We start from the raw sequence: 18,361 nt of genomic DNA, 5'->3' as shown, positions 1-18,361 counted from the left end.
AAATCAAACAATTCAAATTAAATTATTTAGAAGGTTCAAAAGATGGTTTGTGTGTATTTAAAAAAGTATTTTCTTTATCAAAATCTTTTAAAACCTTTTTACCTATATCTTTCATAAGCTTTTCTCTATTTAATTTTGCAAGAGACATCTTCTTTTTACCACTTGGATCAAATTTTATAAAATCGAAAAACCCTTTTTCAACAGAATGTTTAGCCATTAAATAAGATTGCTCACCAAAATAATCACAACGCTCTTTAAACTCCTTCACCCTTGTTTTCTTTATCTTTTTTGCAAAATCTGAAAGTCTAAAAATTTTTTGATAGCTTATCCCAGTTTTCAAAATTTTAATTTGTCTCGCAAAATATTTTTCTTCGATATTGAATGTATCTAAAAATAGTGATCCAAACTCAACAGCATGATCTAACAAATATCTAAGAGTATAATATATTTTCTTTTCATTATAAGATTCCTCTGCATATTCAATCAAAAAATGAGAAAAAAGCTTGTTTTTACTTACAAGAAGCATACTGTGAGGTACAAAATAGTTATGTGCTACAATATCTGCAGATAAATGAGCTGCATATCCATAAGCAAAAGATTTTTCCGATTGAGTTTTGGCATTTTTAAATAATTTTGAAACAGTTCCCCATTTATGTGTTTGTAAATTTTTTTTAAATGTGGATATATCCTTAAATAAATTAAAAAAATCTGGAAATATATTACCCAATAAAAAATGCACAGGATAATCTTTTATTAATGAAAAATTGACATTCTCAAGAATTCTAATCCCTATATTTACATGGGTTTCAAACCCCCAAGCAAAAGCAAAATCAGGTACAAATATTATTAATAGTAACAAAAACAAAATTTTCATATTTACTAATTTAGATTTAAAATTCAAAAATCAAAGGTTTATTTTAAAAAATATTCATAATCTTGTTTTCTAATCGTTCTGATAACATTTGTAGAACCTGGAATGCCAGCTGGATGGCCGATTGTAGCAATATAGATTTTATCAACACCGAAATCCTCTTTAGATTTTATCAAAAACTCTTTCAATAATTCATCTGTATCATCAGTATCTTGAGATTTCAAATAGGGTATTACTCCCCACGATACTGCCAGCCTTCTTAATATTTCATCTTCGGTTGCAACAGCATATATTGGTGCTTTTGGTTTTGACCTAGAAACTCTCCTTGCACTAGCTCCACTTTTAGTAAAAACTACAATACCATCAGCTTCCAGCTCTGCAGATAATCTAACGGCAGTTTCTGCTAAAGCACTGCTAATTTTACCTTTTATATGATAACCATAGTACCTATGAAAATCGTAAATCTTTTCAGTTTCTACAATTGTTTTTATCATTACTTTAACAGCTTCAAGAGGGTATTCTCCAACTGTTGTTTCATCAGATAGCATTACAGCATCAGTTCCATCTAAAACTGCATTAGCAATATCAGAAACTTCTGCTCTTGTAGGTCTTGAATTTTTAACCATAGTTGTCAACATTTGAGTTGCAGTAATAACAGGTTTTGCAGCCTGATTAGCTTTTCGAATTATCATCTTTTGAACAACAGGCACCTTTTCCATATCAATCTCTATACCTAAATCCCCCCTTGCAACCATTATACCATCACTGACTTCAATTATTTCGTCAATATTTTCCACCGCTTCAAATTTTTCAATCTTAGAAAAAATTGGAATATCAGCATTTAACCTCTTTAAAATTTCTTTTGCATTTAAAATATCTTCTTTATTTTTAACAAATGATAATGCAATCAGGTCAAAACCTTTTTTAACTCCAAATTCAATGTCTTTTAAATCCTTATCTGTTAAAGCTGGAATATTCAATTTTGAATTAGGAAAATTTAACCCCTTTTTTGAGGATATTATCCCAGGCGTTAATACTTTTACCGAAAATTCATCTTTAAGTTTTTTAATAACTCTAAGTTTGATAGTTCCATCAGCAAGATATATGTTTTCTCCTTCTTTTACTGCATCAAAAACTTCTTGAATCTTTAATGATAATACCCCTTTCTCACCAACAAAATCACCATATTTAAAAACAAGCTCATCACCAATAGCTACAGCAAAAGGCTCCTTTACTTCACCAATTCTGATTTTTGGTCCAGATAAATCAAGCAATGTTGCTACATATTTATTTTTGTTTGAAGAAATTTTTCTTACTCTATCAAAAAGTAAAGAATGGTAGTCATGATTTCCATGGGACAGATTAAATCTAAATACATCAACCCCTAAATCAATCAAACTTGAGATTATATCTTCACTTTCTGTAGAAGGGCCTAATGTCACAACTATCTTTGTTCTTTTAATCATTGCCACCTTCTATTATATCTTTAGCAATTTCAATTGCTCTTTTTGTACAATCATTTATCCCTATCCCATATAATAGATTACCAGCTATATATATATTTTTTACCTCTTTACAAATTTCTTCAATACTTTTTACTAAATTTTCATGACCTTGATAATATTGAGGTATAGCTTTTTCCCAGTAAAAACTTTTTTCAACAATCGGTTCCCCTCTTATCTTTAAAATATTCTTTATTTCTTCAAAAGCAATTTCTCTTAACTCCTTTTCTTTTCTTTCAAGTATCCATCTATTTCTATCCCCTCCAAGCATCACCCTAATTAACTTATGACCTTTTGGAGCTCTCTCTGGAAAAATTGATGAAGTAAATAATGCCCCTAAAATCTTCTTATTTTCATTATGAGGTATTAAAAAGCCAAACCCATCTAAAGGATCTAAAACATCTTCACCCTTAAAACCAAACCCTACAACATACATAGGAGCATAATTTATCTGAATTAACTTATCATAAAACTCATTACTTAAATTTTTTAAAAGCTCAGCACTTATATAAGCTGGTGATGATATTATTACATAATCAAACTTATCATTTAAATTATCACTGTTTACTAAAAAACTACCATTTGATTTATCGATATTTTTAACAGGAGCATTATAAATTATCTTCGTAGCAGTAAGCTTATCTGCTAATGCATAAACCCCTTTGATTAAACCATTTTTGTAAGAAGTCAAATTTCCACCAGGACCTGCAGGGCCACTCTTTTTACCCCTTTTTTTCAATAAAGCTTTAAATAAACCACCATAATTTTTCTCTAGTTCATAAATTACTGGAAAGCATGACTTTAAACTCAATTTTGAAGTATCACCAGCAAACACCCCTGATACCATAGGAGAAATAAGATAATCAGCTGCTTCTTTACCCAATCTTCTATACGCAAACTCTTCAATTGTTTCATCATAATCATCCAACTTTGGAGGGATAATCAGCTCCATCATAATCCTTAATTTACCTTTAAATGATATCAACTTAGATTTAAAGAATTGATTAGGTTTTTCAGGTAATCTATGTAAAATACCATTTCGCATTATATATCGTTTTTTAGCCAACTCATTACTTCTAATTAAATTTTTTCCCAATCCTGCTTGTTCAAAGGTATCTACAGTATAAGGTTTACTATCTAAAAACCCATTTGGACCAGATTCAATAGTAAACCCATCTTTATAAAAAGTATTTATTGTCCCTCCCAATCTATCATTTTTCTCGAATATATTTATATCAATATTTTTACCTTTATCTTTTGCAAATTTTTCTAACCAAAAGGCAGTAGCTACCCCTGAGATACCTCCACCAATAATTGCGATTTTCATATAGCACCTCTCAAATCAAATTTAATTACATATATATTCTAAATCATCTAAATTTTCAAAGGGAACCAATATATAACTAACATCATATTTTTTTACTAAATTGCAAACATTATTAAAAAATTTTTTATCAATAGGTTGCTTATTATCAAATCGTCTAATTTGAATTTTTGCTATAAATCTATGAGCATTATCAAGCAGATTAGTCCATTTTTTTAATGTGTTATCTAAGAAAGATAGGTATTCTTTATTATTAAAATTCATCTCCTTTTTAACCTGCTCACTATAAAGCATATTTGCAAAATAACTAAACCCTTTTTTGTTATAATTTTCTATACTTTGTCCATACCATCTCTCCCCTTTTTTCTTATCAATAAGTGTTTCATAATAAATATTTACTGCAAATTTAAGCTTTGGGTTAATCTTTTTCATATCCCATTTTATATCATTTAATAAATCAGATAATGCCTCTGTTTTCCATGAAAAAAACAGATCTGGAATCTCATTAACATTCAATTCACCATCTAAATAAACATCATAATCTGTATTAAAATTATTTAGGGTAAACACCGATGAGGATTCATCTATCCTCAAAATAAAGTCATCTTGAAGTAATACTCCATCTATTTCGTATTTAGCCAAATCTAAAAATAAATTTTTTAAATCATTATAAACTTCTTTTCTAAAAACATCAGCACCATAACCTACTCTTTTTGAAACTTTATTCAATTTGAATGTTTCACTAACACCATATTTATCAATAAAAAAAGTAAGTTTTCTTGTACCCATCCAAGCAAAGATTTTTATATTATATTTTTTACCATATTCTATAAATTCTGGTAATATATCATAAACCGTACATGCTTGATCAGTTTTAAAATAAACACCACTTTCACAAATACTCTTAATGCCATAATGATATCTATCCCCTTTATTTTGAAAAACTCTAATAAATACAGCATTTACACCTTTTGATTTTAGTGTTTTAAAATAATAATCTAAATTTTTATAGTATTCTTTTGATAAGTTAAAAACTTGAACTCCAATTATTTTTTGATAATCAAATTTAATTAACTTAATTTCAGCAAAGCTACATAAATTATATAAAAATATTATCAATAAAATAAATAATAATCTCATTTAACTTTAACTATAATAGGATTTACTTTTAGCTTATCTTTTAATTCTTTTACCTTATTTTTTGCTTCCTGATAATCATCAACAAAACAACACCTAACTCTATGCCACACCCCCTTTTTCCCTAAGTCAATAGTCATAATAAACGCATCAGAATAATACTGCTTAACCTTTTTCAGTTCTTTTTTGGCAACATTTAAATCTCTAAAAGCCATTAACTGTAATACATATTTACCTGATGATTTAGGAGTTGCTGTTACTATTGACACACTCTTCTTTTCTTGAGTTTTAACTCTTGTTTTTGCTCTTTTGATATTTTCATTAACATTAACCTTATCTATATCTTTAACATCTTTTACTTTACTGTCATTATTTATTCCTTTAGCAACTTCACTCTTTTCTTTACTTTTGTTATCATTCTTTTTTGCTTGTTCGTTATTTTCTTCAACTTTTAAAGCATCACTAATCTTAATTTGTTTAACTTCCTTTTGTAAATTTTCTACTTTCACTGAATTAGATTTATTTGCAGAAATTACAATTTTCTCTTTGACTTCATCAGGGTTAGTCAGTGTTGACTGAAGAGCTTTTTCTGTATCAACAAGCTTCTCTTTAAGCTCCATATACTGATTTGTTAATTGTATTATAATAAAAACAATCAAACCAACAGCCACAATGAAAATTAAACCTATAAAAAGAACACCTTTGAAATCATCTTTTCTGTTTCTTTCTTTAATCTTATCAAAATCGTTCATTACATCCTCTCCGGCGCTTCTACCCCTAATATTTCTAAACCAAACCTAACAGTTTTTGCCACCGCTTTAGCAAGATTTAATCTTGCATTAGTCAATTCTTTATCTTCAGATATTATTTTATGGTTATAATAATAGTTATGAAATAATGATGCTAACTCTTGAAGATAATAAGTTACTCTATGTGGCTCAAGATAGGTAGCTGCAGCTTTAATTATTTTTTTAAACTCTTCAATCTTCTTTATAATCTCCTTTTCTTGCTCTAAAGTCAGTTTATCAAGATTTTTTGCCAAATCAAACTTCACACCCTTTTCTTTTGCATTTTCAAACAAGCTGTTTACTCTAGCATGTGCATACTGTACATAATAAACTGGATTATCCGAAGATTTTGATTTTGCTAAATCTATATCAAAATCAAACTGAGCATTGTGATCTCTCATTAGATAAAAAAATCTTGCAGCATCCGAACCAACTTCATCTATAAGCCATCTTAAAGTAATAAATTCTCCTGCTCTTGTTGACATAGATATACGCTCTCCACTTTTTACAAGATTAACCATTTGAATCAAAACTATTTTTAATAAATCCTTTCCCCCTCCCAAAGCTTGTAAAGCACCTTGTAATCTACTTACATAACCATGATGATCAGCACCCCATACATTTACAAGTAAGTCATACCCTCTTTCAATTTTATTTAAGTGATAAGCTATATCTGAAGCAAAATATGTATACGAACCATCAGCTTTTTTTACAACTCTATCTTTTTCATCCCCAAATATTGTCGATTTAAACCATAATGCTCCATCCTTTTCATATAAATAACCATTCTCATCTAAAAGATTTATCGCCTTATCAACCATTCCAGATTCAAACAACGATTTTTCACTAAACCATCTATCAAATTCAACCCTAAAATCCCTTAAATCTTCAGTAATTGAATTCATAATATCATTTAAACCTGTTTTAAAACATATTTCAAAGCATCTTTTTGAATCATTTACGAGTGAATCACCATACTCATCATAAACTTTTTTAGCAATATCAATAATATACTCACCTCTATAACCATCATTCATTTCTTCTATCTTACCATTAACTAACTGCTTATAGCGAATAACAATACTATCACCCAACATTTTCATCTGATTTCCAGCATCATTAATATAATACTCTTTTTCTACCTGAAATCCTGCAGCCTTTAAAACTCTTGCTAAAGTATCACCATAAGCCGCTCCTCTACCATGTCCAATATGAAGAGGCCCAGTTGGGTTTGCACTTACAAACTCTACCAACACTTTTTTACCTTTACCATAATCTATCACAAAATAATCATCATCTTTAAGTACTTGTTCAATAATTTGTTCATAATACTTGTTATTAATAAAGAAATTGATAAATCCAGGACCAGCTATTTCAATTTTTTCAATTAAATCACCCTTTTTTATATTTTCCACTAAATTTGAAGCAATCTCCCTAGGATTTTTTTTAAGTATTTTTGCCAATTTCATTGCAACATTTGTTGCAAAATCACCATTTGAACTATCTTTTGGTACCTCCACAATAAAATCATCAAAATCAGTTATATCTAATTTTTTCAAAGCATTTTTTAATATGTCTTTGATTATATTTTCCAATTCAACCTCCAAAAACAGTTTTTAGTGAAAAACTCTAATACATCAATTAATACATTTTTTCAATTCATGATTAAACAAATCTTTAGAATCAATCTATAACATCACGCAAAAGAGCTGGAATAAACCCTTTTCTTTTAATAAACTCGTAAATCTTTGGAAATGTCTTATAAGTATTATAACCCCTTCCATTTATATGAAATATTATAATATCCCCACCTTTTATATTTGCTGAAATATATTTTACAATCCGTTCTGGATTCAAGTTTTTATCAGGATCTCCACTGATTAAATTAGCATGAACAACCTTATAACCAAGATTTTCAACAACCTTTAGACTTCTACTATCATAATTAAAACCTGGAAATCTAAAAAATTTTGTATCAATTCCTAATTTTTCTAATAAAAACTTCTTATTTTCTAAAACTTCTCTTACAATTGTGTCATTATCAAGTCGTTGCATATATAAATGATGATTAGTCGAGTGGTTCTCTATCTCTATAAATTTTAAACTACTTATTTCTTTTAACCTTTTTATATTCCTATTTGCAAACTTTTTATTTACAAATATTGTTACTGGTATTTTATTTTTGATAATATAAACTAATATTTTCTCATCAAAATAAGCAGGTGTCTTAGTTTCACATGCATCAAATGTAAAAGCAATATATCTATTATTGTCCAGTCTATTGATAACTTTTGGATTAACTAAAATTGGTGTAAAAAAATAATAAATTAAAAATAATATAAATATTCTCATTCCCACACTTTACCAAATTTATCTTATATTTAAAATAGTTTTTTATTAAAAAAATTTAACATTTTATTGAAATTTTAAGCAAAATATTCTATAATTACCTCATGAAAAAAATAATTTTATTTTTAATCATAATTTTATTTTCTTCCAATTTACATTTATTCGCATCAGTATACAACGACAACATTAACAAATCACTAAACCAGTTAAAATCTAACTTTAATTATGAAAACATTGTTAAACTAATAAAAGAGTTTTTAGAAGACAACGGAATTTTTGACAAAGAGTTAGCCTATACATTAGTTGATATAGCCTTAAAAAATAAAAACAAAATCAATAATCAAATTATACATGAAATTGCTAAATTTTACCCACAAGATGAAAAGATTATAAAAAATTTATTATCAGGAAATTACTTTAGCCTGATACCCTACTTCTTAGATAGTTTTAGTATTTATACTTTTTTTTATTATGTAAGCTTTTTCTTTATATCCTTAACTTTCCTATACCTATTGATAAAAAATTATAAACTTTTTCTACACAACCATGATGAAGTAAAATTTATTGGGCTTATTAAGTTAGTTATCTTTATAACAGCATACATTACCTTAATAGTTTTTAAACCTCAATTTTTCTTTCAAATCACAGTTTTTTTCATAATCTTACTACTATCTTATGAGCAGAAAAATACTAAAGTTTTTATAATTGTGGTTATATCAATTTTTAGCTTAATAACTTTGATAGAAATTAAAAAAGATAACAGTTTAAGAGATTATTACACCTTATCTGCTAAACCTCTTTCGTATTTAGACAAGAATTACAAAAATTCAGTAGAATATTACATAAAATCAAAAGAAATATTAAATAACTTTAATATTAATAATTTACTAAATAATCAAAAAAACTCAAAAATTAACAAAATAAACACTGCTATACTGTTTCTTAAATATGACAACTTGGATAATGCTACCAAGCTCATAAACGATTTTAATCTGATCAACAACCCTGTAATTCTCTATAACTTAGCAGTTTACTATGTAAGGCATTTTGAGCTGGCAACTTATGAAAAAATCGTAGATGAATTATCAAATTTTAAACCCTACTATCAATATTATCAGGAACTACAGTTATTAAATATTCAACCAAAATATCAACCATACTTTGAATTTAATAAAATATCTTCAAGGTATTCTTTTTCAATAAATAGTAAATTATTAGTTATTTCTTTAATTATTATTGTGTTTGGTATAATTTTAAATTTAATTTTATCAAAAAAACCGTACTTCATCTGTAAATCTTGTGGTAATACTTTTTGCTCAAATTGCGACGAAGGTTATTTTCATGACTACAAATGTGATAAATGTAGAAACATTGACAGCCTTGAAAGCACCATTGATGCAGTTGAGTTAGTTACCCATCAAGCATTAATTGAATACAATCAATTAAAAAGTCAAAGACTGCACCTTTTATACAAAATCATTTTCCCAGGGCTTTCAAATTTAATCAAGGGGAACTTATTTCTGTATTTTTTCATAACAATCATTTATTCAGTTATTTTATACATACTTACATTCAAATATGAATTGATCGCAACGCAGAATACAATAGGATATCAATTTATTTTCAGTACAATTTATATAGTTTATGCAGTTATTTTCTTTATTTTATATTTATTAAATATACTGAGGAATAACTAATGAGCTTAAAAGGGAATATCAAAGACTTTGGTTTATTAGATGTTTTACAATTAATTTCACAAAATCAAAAATCTGGAATTTTGCATATTTTTATAGATAATAATAAATTTGCAGAAATTTATTTTACCCAAGGAAAACTTATAGATATTAAATTAACTACTGAAGAAGATAATTTTAAAATTGGGAATTATCTCGTCTCTAAAAATATAATCACAGAAGAAAGATTAAACGAAATATTAAACATTCAAAAGAAAAAACCAATTAGACTTGGAAAATTGTTAGTCGAGGAAAATATTGTATCTGAAAAAGAATTTAAAGATATTTATAAAAACTTAAATATAAATAAGTTAGAAAAAATTTTGAGTTTGGAAAATGGCACTTACGAATTTATATCAGCAAATATCGACTTTAATATAAAAGAAATTGAACCTATATCAATTGATAGTGTTATTCTCGATGCTTTAAAAAATATAGATGAAATAAAACTTTTTAAAAAGAAACTAAGCAATTTTGATATTGTGTATCAAAAGAATCAAGAACTATTAGATAATATTTTGTTATCAAATAAAGAATTGGAAGAACCAGTAGTAAAAATCAAAGATAAATTTTATCTGAATCAAGAAGCATTTGCAATATTTAACATGATCAATGGTTCTAACAACTTAAATGAAATTCTAAAAAAAAGTGGTTTTAACGAACATTCTATTTTAAAAGTAGTTTATCTATTTCTAAATTATGGTTTAATTAAACCTGTTAATAATATCCAAAAAGAAAAAAAGACTTTTAACAATTTATTTGTTTATTATGTTTTAATAATAATAATTTTTATTCTTACAATGAGCCTGTTAACATTAAATCTCACATCTCTTGATGTAGTGAAAAATTATATAATTTCTAATGAAAAAATACAAAGTGAAGTAAAAAATAGAAACAGATCCTATCACGATTTAATTAATTCAATAAAAACAATTGAAAAAGATGACCCTATATTGTATCATAACCCTAAAAAGTTGTATTAGGTAATAATTGTGGCAAAATCATTTAACACAAATGTAAAATTTAACGATAAAATCTATCATGTTCAGACAGAAATTGTTAATGACAAAGTGACAATATGTGTTTTTTATAACGGCATGGTTATTTATAGAAAAGATGCTAAATTTGAAGATTATAAAACAACTTTAGAACTACATAAAGAGGTTGAAAATAAAATTAAACTTGGTCAAATATCAAAGCAATGATTGATTTTCACAATGTTACCGTTAGTTTTTTCGGCGATAAAAAAGCTCTTAACAATGTCTCATTTAAAATCAATCGTGGTGAATTTGTTTATATTACAGGAAAAAGTGGCGCAGGGAAATCTACTTTACTCAGATTAATTTATGCTGATTTGTTACCAACTTCAGGAGTAGTCTTAATAGCTAAAAAAAACCTAAACTATATCACAGAAAGTAGTATCCCATATTTGAGAAGAAATATAGGTGTTATTTTTCAAGATTTTAAACTTTTGGAAGATTACACAGTTTATGAAAATATTAAAATCGCATTAGAAATATTTTATTTAGAAAAAAAATCTATGGAAAATAAAATAATACCTCTATTACATCAATTAGATATTTTTACCAAGAGAAATACAATAGTGAAAAAACTCTCAGGTGGTGAAAAGCAAAGGGTAGCTATAGCAAGAGCCCTAATAAACGAACCATCAATTATATTAGCCGATGAACCAACTGGTAATTTAGACCCTGAAAGGGCAGAAATTACGATAAAATTATTACAAAATATTGCAAGAAATGGCTCTACAGTAATAGTTGCAACACATGATAAATACATGATTGAAAAATTCCCTGCTAGAGTAATAGAATTAGAAAATGGTAAGATCGTTAGGGATTTAAAAAATGATTAAATTTCTTTTTCTAATTAAAAAAGGGGTAATTTTTTTCAAAAGAAATTTTAAAAATAATATTACAAGTATTATTTCAATAACCACAATTCTTTTACTTTTGAATATAATTGGGACATTAATATATTCTACTAATAGTTTTTTCAATGAACTATCAAAAATAGAATCAATTAGGATATATTTAAAAAACAACGATAACCAAACTATAACAAATATTTTAGAAACATTAAAGAAGTTAGATGGGATTAAAAGTGCTAAATATTACTCAAGTCTTGATGCTTACAAAATATTAAAAAACAATGAAGAAATAGATGAATATACAAAGACAATCCCTCCAGAACTTTTTCCAGAATTTATTGAAGCAACTATAAAAGAGAAATTTAGAGATTTAAATTATATATATAAACTAAAAGAAAATTTAGAACAATTAGACGGTGTTCAAAAAACCTCTATAGGAGAATCATGGATTATTAGTTTTGCAAAAATTAAATATTCTATAAACTTCTTTTTTATTATCTTAACAGTCTTTATTTCACTCTCTATTGCATCAATTGTATATAACACAATTAAGTTAAATATGTATAAATTTAAAAGAGAAATTAAGATTTTATCTTTGGTAGGAGCAACAAAAGCTTTCATTATTGTGCCAATCATTTTTTCATCACTTATTGAAGCACTAATTTCATTTTTATTGTCAATATCTATGTCATATTTAATAGTAAATTTTTTAATTAATAAGTCTTTGTTAAGTTTGAAAATACATTTTATCAAAACCCCAGATTTTAATTTTATAACTATTTACATTATATTTTTCATTCTATTGATAATATGTTTTAGTTACATCAGTTCGAATAGTTTTATTAAAAGGTCTGGTTCCATTTATGATTTATAGACTTATATTCTTTTTGTTTTTTATTATTTATACACAATTTGGCTATACAATATTAATTGAAGATTATGATAATATAAGTAAATATCTTAAAGAAATTCAAAATGAAATTAAAAAAGAAAATAAAAAACTAAATTTAGTAATTAAAAGCAAGAAAGATCTATCATCAAAAATTCAAATTTTAGAAAAACATATAAATGAACAATATAAAATACTTAACTCTATTAATAAAAAAATAGATGAAATAAACAAAGAAAAAATAAAAATTGAAGAAAAAATTAAAGAAAATACTCAATTAAAAAAAGTATTAGAAGAAAAAATCAAAAGTTTTAATAGTTATCTTATTGATAATCAAAAATTTATGAAAATCAAACTCTTACTTTTTACAAAAAGATACTATGATGTTAAATCAACTCTTGACTTAATAGATATAGTAAATTCAAAAATATTTAGCTTAATAGAAGAATACAACAAAATTAATGAAAAACTAAACAACTTAAAAAAAGATTTAAACCAAAAAACAAATGATTTGCAAAAAATCAGAAAGCTTAAATTAAGTATTGTAAATAAACTCGAAAATGAATCAATCCAAAAAAAACAGTATCTTGCATTATTAAAAGAAGACGAGCAAAATTTGAAACAATATTTAAATGCTTTAGAAAACAAAAAGAAAGAATTAGAGAAAAAATTTGAAAAAATAAATAAATCAATTGAAAAAAGTGGTGAGAAAAAAATTATTGAAAGCAATTTTTTTAAGAATAAAGGGAAAATTATTTGGCCAGCAGAAGGGAAAGTTGTTGAATTTTTTGGCCCTAAAAAAATCAAAGGTTTTAAAGGTGTAATTAATAACAACGGAATTAAGATTCAACTAACTGGTGATGGCTATGTTTATGCTGTTTTTGATGGAGAAGTAAAATATTTGGACTGGGTAAGAGGCTTAGGAAATATAATTATCATTAACCATGACAAATATTTTTACACATTGTACGCCAATATAGATGAAGTATTAGTAACACTCGGACAAAAGGTTAAAAAAGGTGACAAAATTGGAATAATAGATGTTGATTTATATAATAATTCATCATATCTTTATTTTGAAATTAGAAAGGAAAGTATTGCTGTAGATCCTTTAAACTGGCTTATTAAAAAGGAGGAAATGAATGAGTAAGAAAAAAATACTTTTAGTAACTTTTGGGTCATTTTTTACAATATTACTATTTTTATTTCTCATTAGTTTGAAAATAAATGATGTTTATGCTGCTAAAAGTAGCAAATATGAGCTTTTAGAAAAATTTACCAATGTAATGAGTATTGTTCAGGAAAATTATGTTGAAAAAGTTGATACTGAAAAATTAATTAATGGAGCAATAAAGGGGATGCTTCATGAGCTAGATCCACACTCTAACTACTTTGATAAAGATATGTTTAAAGAGTTCCAAATTGAAACAAAAGGTGAATTTGGAGGTCTTGGTATAACCATAGGAATAAAAGATAATATTTTAACAGTTATCGCCCCATTAGAAGATACTCCTGCTTGGAAAGCTGGACTTAAAGCTGGGGATAAAATAATTAAAATAAACGGAAAATCTACAGCAAATATAACTTTAGAAGAGGCAGTAAAAAAGCTAAGGGGTAAACCTGGTACAAAAGTAACAATAACAATTTTTAGAAAAGGGGTTGATAAACCTTTTGATGTTACCATTACAAGGGCAATAATAAAAATTAAAGCTGTAAAATATAAAACTATAGAGGATTTAGGTTATATAAAATTAACCCAATTCAAAGATAAAGCTTCTGATGAAGTAATCTCAGCTTTAAAAGAATTAAAAAATAAAAGTATAAAAGGTCTAATTTTTGATCTTAGAAATAACCCTGGAGGCTTATTAAATGAAGCAATAAAGGTTTCAAGTATATTCTTGCCTGCAGGAAAAACTGTAGTATTTACAAAAGATAGAGATGGTAAAGAGAAACATTATAAATCTTACCTACTTTCTTATAGAGATTTAGATATCCCCATGGTTGTACTTATCAATGAAGGTTCAGCTTCTGCATCTGAAATCTTTTCTGGAGCAATGAAAGATTACAATAGAGCAATAATTGTTGGTGAAACTTCATTTGGTAAAGCCAGTGTTCAGACAATTATACCTTTAAATGATGGTTCTGCTATAAAAATTACAACAGCTAGATATTATACACCAAATGGTCACTCAATACAAAATGTTGGTATTAAACCTGATATCATTATTCCAGATGGAAAAATTGTGATTGAAAAGGATAATCATGTGATAAAAGAAAAAGATTTAGAGCATCATTTAGATAATGACCAATTAAAAGAAGCTGGTTTCAATATCTCAGATAACAATACAAATATAGAAGAAGAATTGAATAAGGATTTACAACTAAAAGTTGCTGCAGATATACTAAAAGGGTTAATCAAATATGGCAACAAAGAAAAAGCGAACAAATAAAAGAAAAAAAAGACAAAAAAAAGTTCCACCAACAGTTATTGTTGGTGGAATTTTTTTTGTTCTAATTTTACTAATCATTATAGTTACATTAAGGATAAAAGTTGAAAATGTTAAATCTAATATTGTTTCAAAACAAAATAAGTTAATACAAATCGAAAACATAAAAAAAGATATCAAAACACTGTTTTTCGATTTAGAAATTGATAAATCCTCTGTAAAAGAAAGTATATTATATAAAAATAATAAAGTTTTTTTAAATTATAAAATTACTACAGATAATTCAGAGTTTTTATACACCCTTTCTACCTACTTATCACAAAATGATTATAAAAATATATCTTTAAATAAAAATCTAATAACTGCACAAAAAGGGAATATTTTACTTCAGTTTTATATTAACAATATAAGTCATAAAGATAATATAAAAAACGCAAAGAAAATTTTGCCAAAAAATCACAATAAAGAAAAAAAACTGGCAATCATTATAGATGATTGTGGAAATAATCTTAAATTAGCTGAAAAATTAGCTTCAATCCCTTATCCTATAACATTTTCTATAATACCTTTCTTAAAGTATAGTAAAGAAACTGCTGATTTAGCTCGCAAAAATAATAAAGTAGTATTTCTACATCTACCAATGCAACCTAAAAGTTATCCATCTGTTGATCCAGGTATGGGAGCAATATTTTTAAATACTCCTAAATCATTAATTGAAATAATATTGAAAAAAGATGTAGAATCTATTGGAGTTATCGATGGGGCAAATAATCACATGGGATCTGCTTTAACAGAAAATCGAGTAAAAATGAATGAAGTTTTAAAAGAATTAAAAAAATATACAAAAGTTTTTGTTGATAGTCATACAAGCTCTAAAACTGTTGCTTATAATGTATGCAAAAATTTAAAAATGAAATGTGGCATTAATAATAAATTTATCGACAATATAGATGACAAATCTGCTATCAAAGAGATGCTTTATAAGGCATTAGAACTTTTTGAAAAAAGAAATGAAGTAATAATTATAGGTCATTTAAAGGAAAATACTGTTGAAGTACTTTCACAAGAGCTACCAAATATTGCTAGAAAAAATATCAAAATTGTAAGTATATTAGAGGTGGTTAATTAATGATTGTACTAGGTATTGAAACATCTTGCGATGAAACTTCTATGGCTATTTACGATTCTAATACAAATAGTATTCTATCAAGTAAAATATCTTCTCAGGTGGAGCTTCATAAAAGATTTGGTGGAGTTGTCCCCGAAATAGCCTCAAGAAACCACCTAATAAAGTTAGAAGAAATTTTCAATGAGGTTGTTAATGATGCAAAAATTGATATTGAAGATATAGATCTAATAGGTGTTACAAATGCCCCCGGTTTAATAGGTTCTTTATTCGTTGGAGTATCATTTGCAAAAGGGCTTTCGTATAGTCTAAAAAAACCATTAATAGGGGTAAATCATCTTGCTGCCCATACACTTTCTACAGAATTAGAACATTTAGAGCTCTCACCTCCTTATATCTCATTAATAATCTCTGGCGGACATACGCATGTTTATTATGTGGATAAAGCCTATAATTTTAATCTTTTATCTTATACAATTGATGATGCAGTTGGAGAATGCTTTGACAAAGTAGCTAAAAAATTAGGTCTTCCTTATCCAGGTGGACCAGAAATAGAAAAAATGGCAAAAAATGGTGATGAAAACAGATTAGTTTTCCCTATCGCATTGAAAAATGATAAATTATTTTCATTTAGTGGTATAAAAACTGCTGTTATAAACACTATTGATGAAAACAAATACACTGCTGCAGATATTTGCGCCTCTTTTCAAAAAAGTATTTTAAAAAATCTAACACACAAATTCGATATTATATTAAAAGAATACAAAGTAAACAAACTGGTTGTAACTGGAGGGGTTTCTGCAAACGGTTATCTCAGAGATAAACTAACCAAATACTATCAAAAAAAGGGTATTAATGTCTATTTCCCTTCTAAAAGATTATCTACAGATAACGGTGATATGATAGCATATACAGCGTATAAGTTTTTTAGCAAGAAGATATTTATGGGATTAAGAGAAACGGCCTATGATGTTAGACCAAATATCGACTAAAGATTATATTATAGATGTTATAAAAAGGTATAAAATGGTTGGAGCACCACTTGCAGGTATTACTACTCCCCCTTTTAGACAAATAATTAGGATTTTCTTTGATGGTTTAATTTTTACAGAAATGGTTTCAGTCGAAGGTATCAAAAGAAAAATTAAATCTACATTAGAATATACAAAAATTTACGACTTTGATAGACCTATATTTATCCAATTATTTGGTAATAATCCTGAATCCTTTTACGAAGCTATCAAAGTTTGCGAAGAAATCGCTTCTCCAGATGGATATGATTTAAATGCAGGCTGTCCAGTTAAAAAGGTAATAAAATCTAATGCAGGCTCTTACTTACTCAAAGATTTAAATAATTTGAAAGAGATAATTAAAAAAATGAGAAAAGCAACAAATAAACCAATAAGCGTAAAAACAAGGCTTGGTTGGGATAATAATTCTTTGGTATATAAAGAGATACTTAAAATATGCGAAAATGAAGGGGTTGATATCTTAACTATGCACGCTAGAACTAAAACTGAAATGTTTTCAGGCAATATTCATTATGAAGCTCTTAGTGAATTAGCAACTTTAAGAAAAAATATAACACTCATTGGTAACGGTAATGTTATTGATAGAAACAGTTTTGAGCGATTACTATCAACAGGTGTTGATGCTGTTATGATAGGTAGAGGCATGATGAAATCTCCTTGGATATTCAAAGCTATAAAAGAGAATATCAGTACTCATGAATATCTTAGTTTAAGTGAGAAAATTGACTTAATTTACAAATTACTCAATTTGGAAAAAAATTATAGAAACAATTATTTAGATATTGTAAAAAAATATATAGTGTGGTTTTTAAAAGGTTATAAGGGTTCAACAGAATTAAGAAAAAAAATCTATCAATCAAATGATGAAAATAAAATGATAAAATTATTGGAGGAATTTGTTGAACAAAACAGTTGATACAATAGTTTATGATTGCGATGGTGTCTTATTTGATAGTGAAGAAGCAGTCCTTGCATATTACGATTTTATTTGTGAAAAGTTTAATTTACCTAAAATAAAAAGGGACAACCATGAAGATGTAAAAAATGCACTAATGAAAACAAATGAAGAGATAATAAGAATGCTTACAGATGATGAAAACCTGGTAGAGGAGATTTTAAAGTTTGCTAATAACATGAATTTTAAAAACTTTTTAGACTTAATGAAACCCGAAAAAAACTTAAAAGTCACATTAGAGAAACTTTATAGGCTCTGTAACTAAAACTGTGTAAATCCTCCTGAAAATATGTTAACTAAAGAACAAACAGGAGGATTTATATG

18 protein-coding genes are annotated in these 18,361 nt (G+C 26.7%); 11 read left to right on the top strand and 7 right to left on the bottom strand.

What is annotated here, in order from left to right; all coding sequences use genetic code 11:
• Positions 1–22: 22 nt before the first annotated feature.
• From OWM07_RS06770 to OWM07_RS06740, 7 genes are all read right to left on the bottom strand, one after another.
• On the bottom strand, positions 23–874 hold the full coding sequence (locus OWM07_RS06770; RefSeq protein WP_423302924.1) for a zinc dependent phospholipase C family protein: 852 nt from the start codon (positions 872–874) through the stop codon (positions 23–25).
• 38 nt (positions 875–912) lie between these two features.
• Positions 913–2,337 carry a pyruvate kinase gene (gene pyk, locus OWM07_RS06765; RefSeq protein WP_423302923.1) on the bottom strand — a complete coding sequence of 475 codons (1,425 nt, stop codon included), beginning with the start codon at positions 2,335–2,337 and terminating at the stop codon, positions 913–915.
• Positions 2,330–3,700 (bottom strand): protoporphyrinogen oxidase, encoded by a 1,371-nt coding sequence (hemG, locus tag OWM07_RS06760; protein ID WP_423302922.1) that lies wholly within the window; start codon positions 3,698–3,700, stop codon positions 2,330–2,332. Before hemG ends, pyk begins: the two co-directional genes overlap by 8 nt.
• A gap of 21 nt (positions 3,701–3,721) precedes the next feature.
• A complete protein-coding gene (locus OWM07_RS06755; protein ID WP_423302921.1) occupies positions 3,722–4,837 on the bottom strand; it encodes a poly-beta-1,6-N-acetyl-D-glucosamine N-deacetylase PgaB in 1,116 nt (371 codons plus the stop codon).
• Positions 4,834–5,586, bottom strand: coding sequence for an SPOR domain-containing protein (locus OWM07_RS06750; protein ID WP_423302920.1), 753 nt, complete (start codon positions 5,584–5,586; stop codon positions 4,834–4,836). Before OWM07_RS06750 ends, OWM07_RS06755 begins: the two co-directional genes overlap by 4 nt.
• Entirely contained in the window at positions 5,586–7,217 is a 1,632-nt protein-coding gene (gene argS / locus OWM07_RS06745; protein ID WP_423302919.1) for an arginine--tRNA ligase, read from the bottom strand. Before argS ends, OWM07_RS06750 begins: the two co-directional genes overlap by 1 nt.
• 88 nt (positions 7,218–7,305) lie before the next feature.
• A complete protein-coding gene (locus OWM07_RS06740; protein WP_423302918.1) occupies positions 7,306–7,974 on the bottom strand; it encodes a polysaccharide deacetylase family protein in 669 nt (222 codons plus the stop codon).
• Between the two features lie 101 nt (positions 7,975–8,075).
• Here OWM07_RS06740 and OWM07_RS06735 point away from each other — a divergent pair, with 101 nt between their 5' ends.
• Genes OWM07_RS06735 through OWM07_RS06685 form a run of 11 tightly spaced genes read left to right on the top strand, consistent with a single transcriptional unit; the run spans position 8,076 to position 18,302 of the window.
• On the top strand, positions 8,076–9,668 hold the full coding sequence (locus tag OWM07_RS06735) for a hypothetical protein (RefSeq protein ID WP_423302917.1): 1,593 nt from the start codon (positions 8,076–8,078) through the stop codon (positions 9,666–9,668).
• Complete coding sequence (locus OWM07_RS06730) at positions 9,668–10,687, top strand: DUF4388 domain-containing protein (protein WP_423302916.1); 1,020 nt, start codon at positions 9,668–9,670, stop codon at positions 10,685–10,687. Before OWM07_RS06735 ends, OWM07_RS06730 begins: the two co-directional genes overlap by 1 nt.
• Before the next feature lie 9 nt (positions 10,688–10,696).
• Positions 10,697–10,909, top strand: a complete 213-nt coding sequence (locus OWM07_RS06725; RefSeq protein WP_423302915.1) for a hypothetical protein — start codon at positions 10,697–10,699, stop codon at positions 10,907–10,909.
• The gene (gene ftsE / locus OWM07_RS06720; protein ID WP_423302914.1) at positions 10,906–11,574 is read left to right on the top strand and encodes a cell division ATP-binding protein FtsE; all 669 of its coding nucleotides are present in this window, start codon (positions 10,906–10,908) and stop codon (positions 11,572–11,574) included. The genes OWM07_RS06725 and ftsE overlap by 4 nt, the downstream gene beginning before the upstream one ends.
• Positions 11,567–12,463, top strand: a complete 897-nt coding sequence (locus tag OWM07_RS06715) for a cell division protein FtsX (protein ID WP_423302913.1) — start codon at positions 11,567–11,569, stop codon at positions 12,461–12,463. The genes ftsE and OWM07_RS06715 overlap by 8 nt, the downstream gene beginning before the upstream one ends.
• Positions 12,453–13,628 (top strand): murein hydrolase activator EnvC family protein, encoded by a 1,176-nt coding sequence (locus tag OWM07_RS06710; protein ID WP_423302912.1) that lies wholly within the window; start codon positions 12,453–12,455, stop codon positions 13,626–13,628. Before OWM07_RS06715 ends, OWM07_RS06710 begins: the two co-directional genes overlap by 11 nt.
• On the top strand, positions 13,621–14,928 hold the full coding sequence (locus tag OWM07_RS06705) for a S41 family peptidase (RefSeq protein WP_423302911.1): 1,308 nt from the start codon (positions 13,621–13,623) through the stop codon (positions 14,926–14,928). Before OWM07_RS06710 ends, OWM07_RS06705 begins: the two co-directional genes overlap by 8 nt.
• Positions 14,900–16,054, top strand: coding sequence for a divergent polysaccharide deacetylase family protein (locus tag OWM07_RS06700; protein ID WP_423302910.1), 1,155 nt, complete (start codon positions 14,900–14,902; stop codon positions 16,052–16,054). The genes OWM07_RS06705 and OWM07_RS06700 overlap by 29 nt, the downstream gene beginning before the upstream one ends.
• Positions 16,054–17,043 carry a tRNA (adenosine(37)-N6)-threonylcarbamoyltransferase complex transferase subunit TsaD gene (gene tsaD / locus OWM07_RS06695; RefSeq protein WP_423302909.1) on the top strand — a complete coding sequence of 330 codons (990 nt, stop codon included), beginning with the start codon at positions 16,054–16,056 and terminating at the stop codon, positions 17,041–17,043. The genes OWM07_RS06700 and tsaD overlap by 1 nt, the downstream gene beginning before the upstream one ends.
• Complete coding sequence (locus OWM07_RS06690) at positions 17,021–17,998, top strand: tRNA dihydrouridine synthase (protein ID WP_423302908.1); 978 nt, start codon at positions 17,021–17,023, stop codon at positions 17,996–17,998. The genes tsaD and OWM07_RS06690 overlap by 23 nt, the downstream gene beginning before the upstream one ends.
• Entirely contained in the window at positions 17,982–18,302 is a 321-nt protein-coding gene (locus OWM07_RS06685; RefSeq protein WP_423302907.1) for an HAD family hydrolase, read from the top strand. Before OWM07_RS06690 ends, OWM07_RS06685 begins: the two co-directional genes overlap by 17 nt.
• The last annotated feature ends 59 nt before the right edge of the window (positions 18,303–18,361 follow it).

This window comes from Deferribacter thermophilus (assembly GCF_049472675.1).
GTDB classification, from domain to species: Bacteria; Chrysiogenota; Deferribacteres; order Deferribacterales; family Deferribacteraceae; genus Deferribacter; species Deferribacter thermophilus.
Note: the sequence above shows the minus strand (reverse complement) of the source record. Positions and strands in the feature narration are given on the sequence as shown.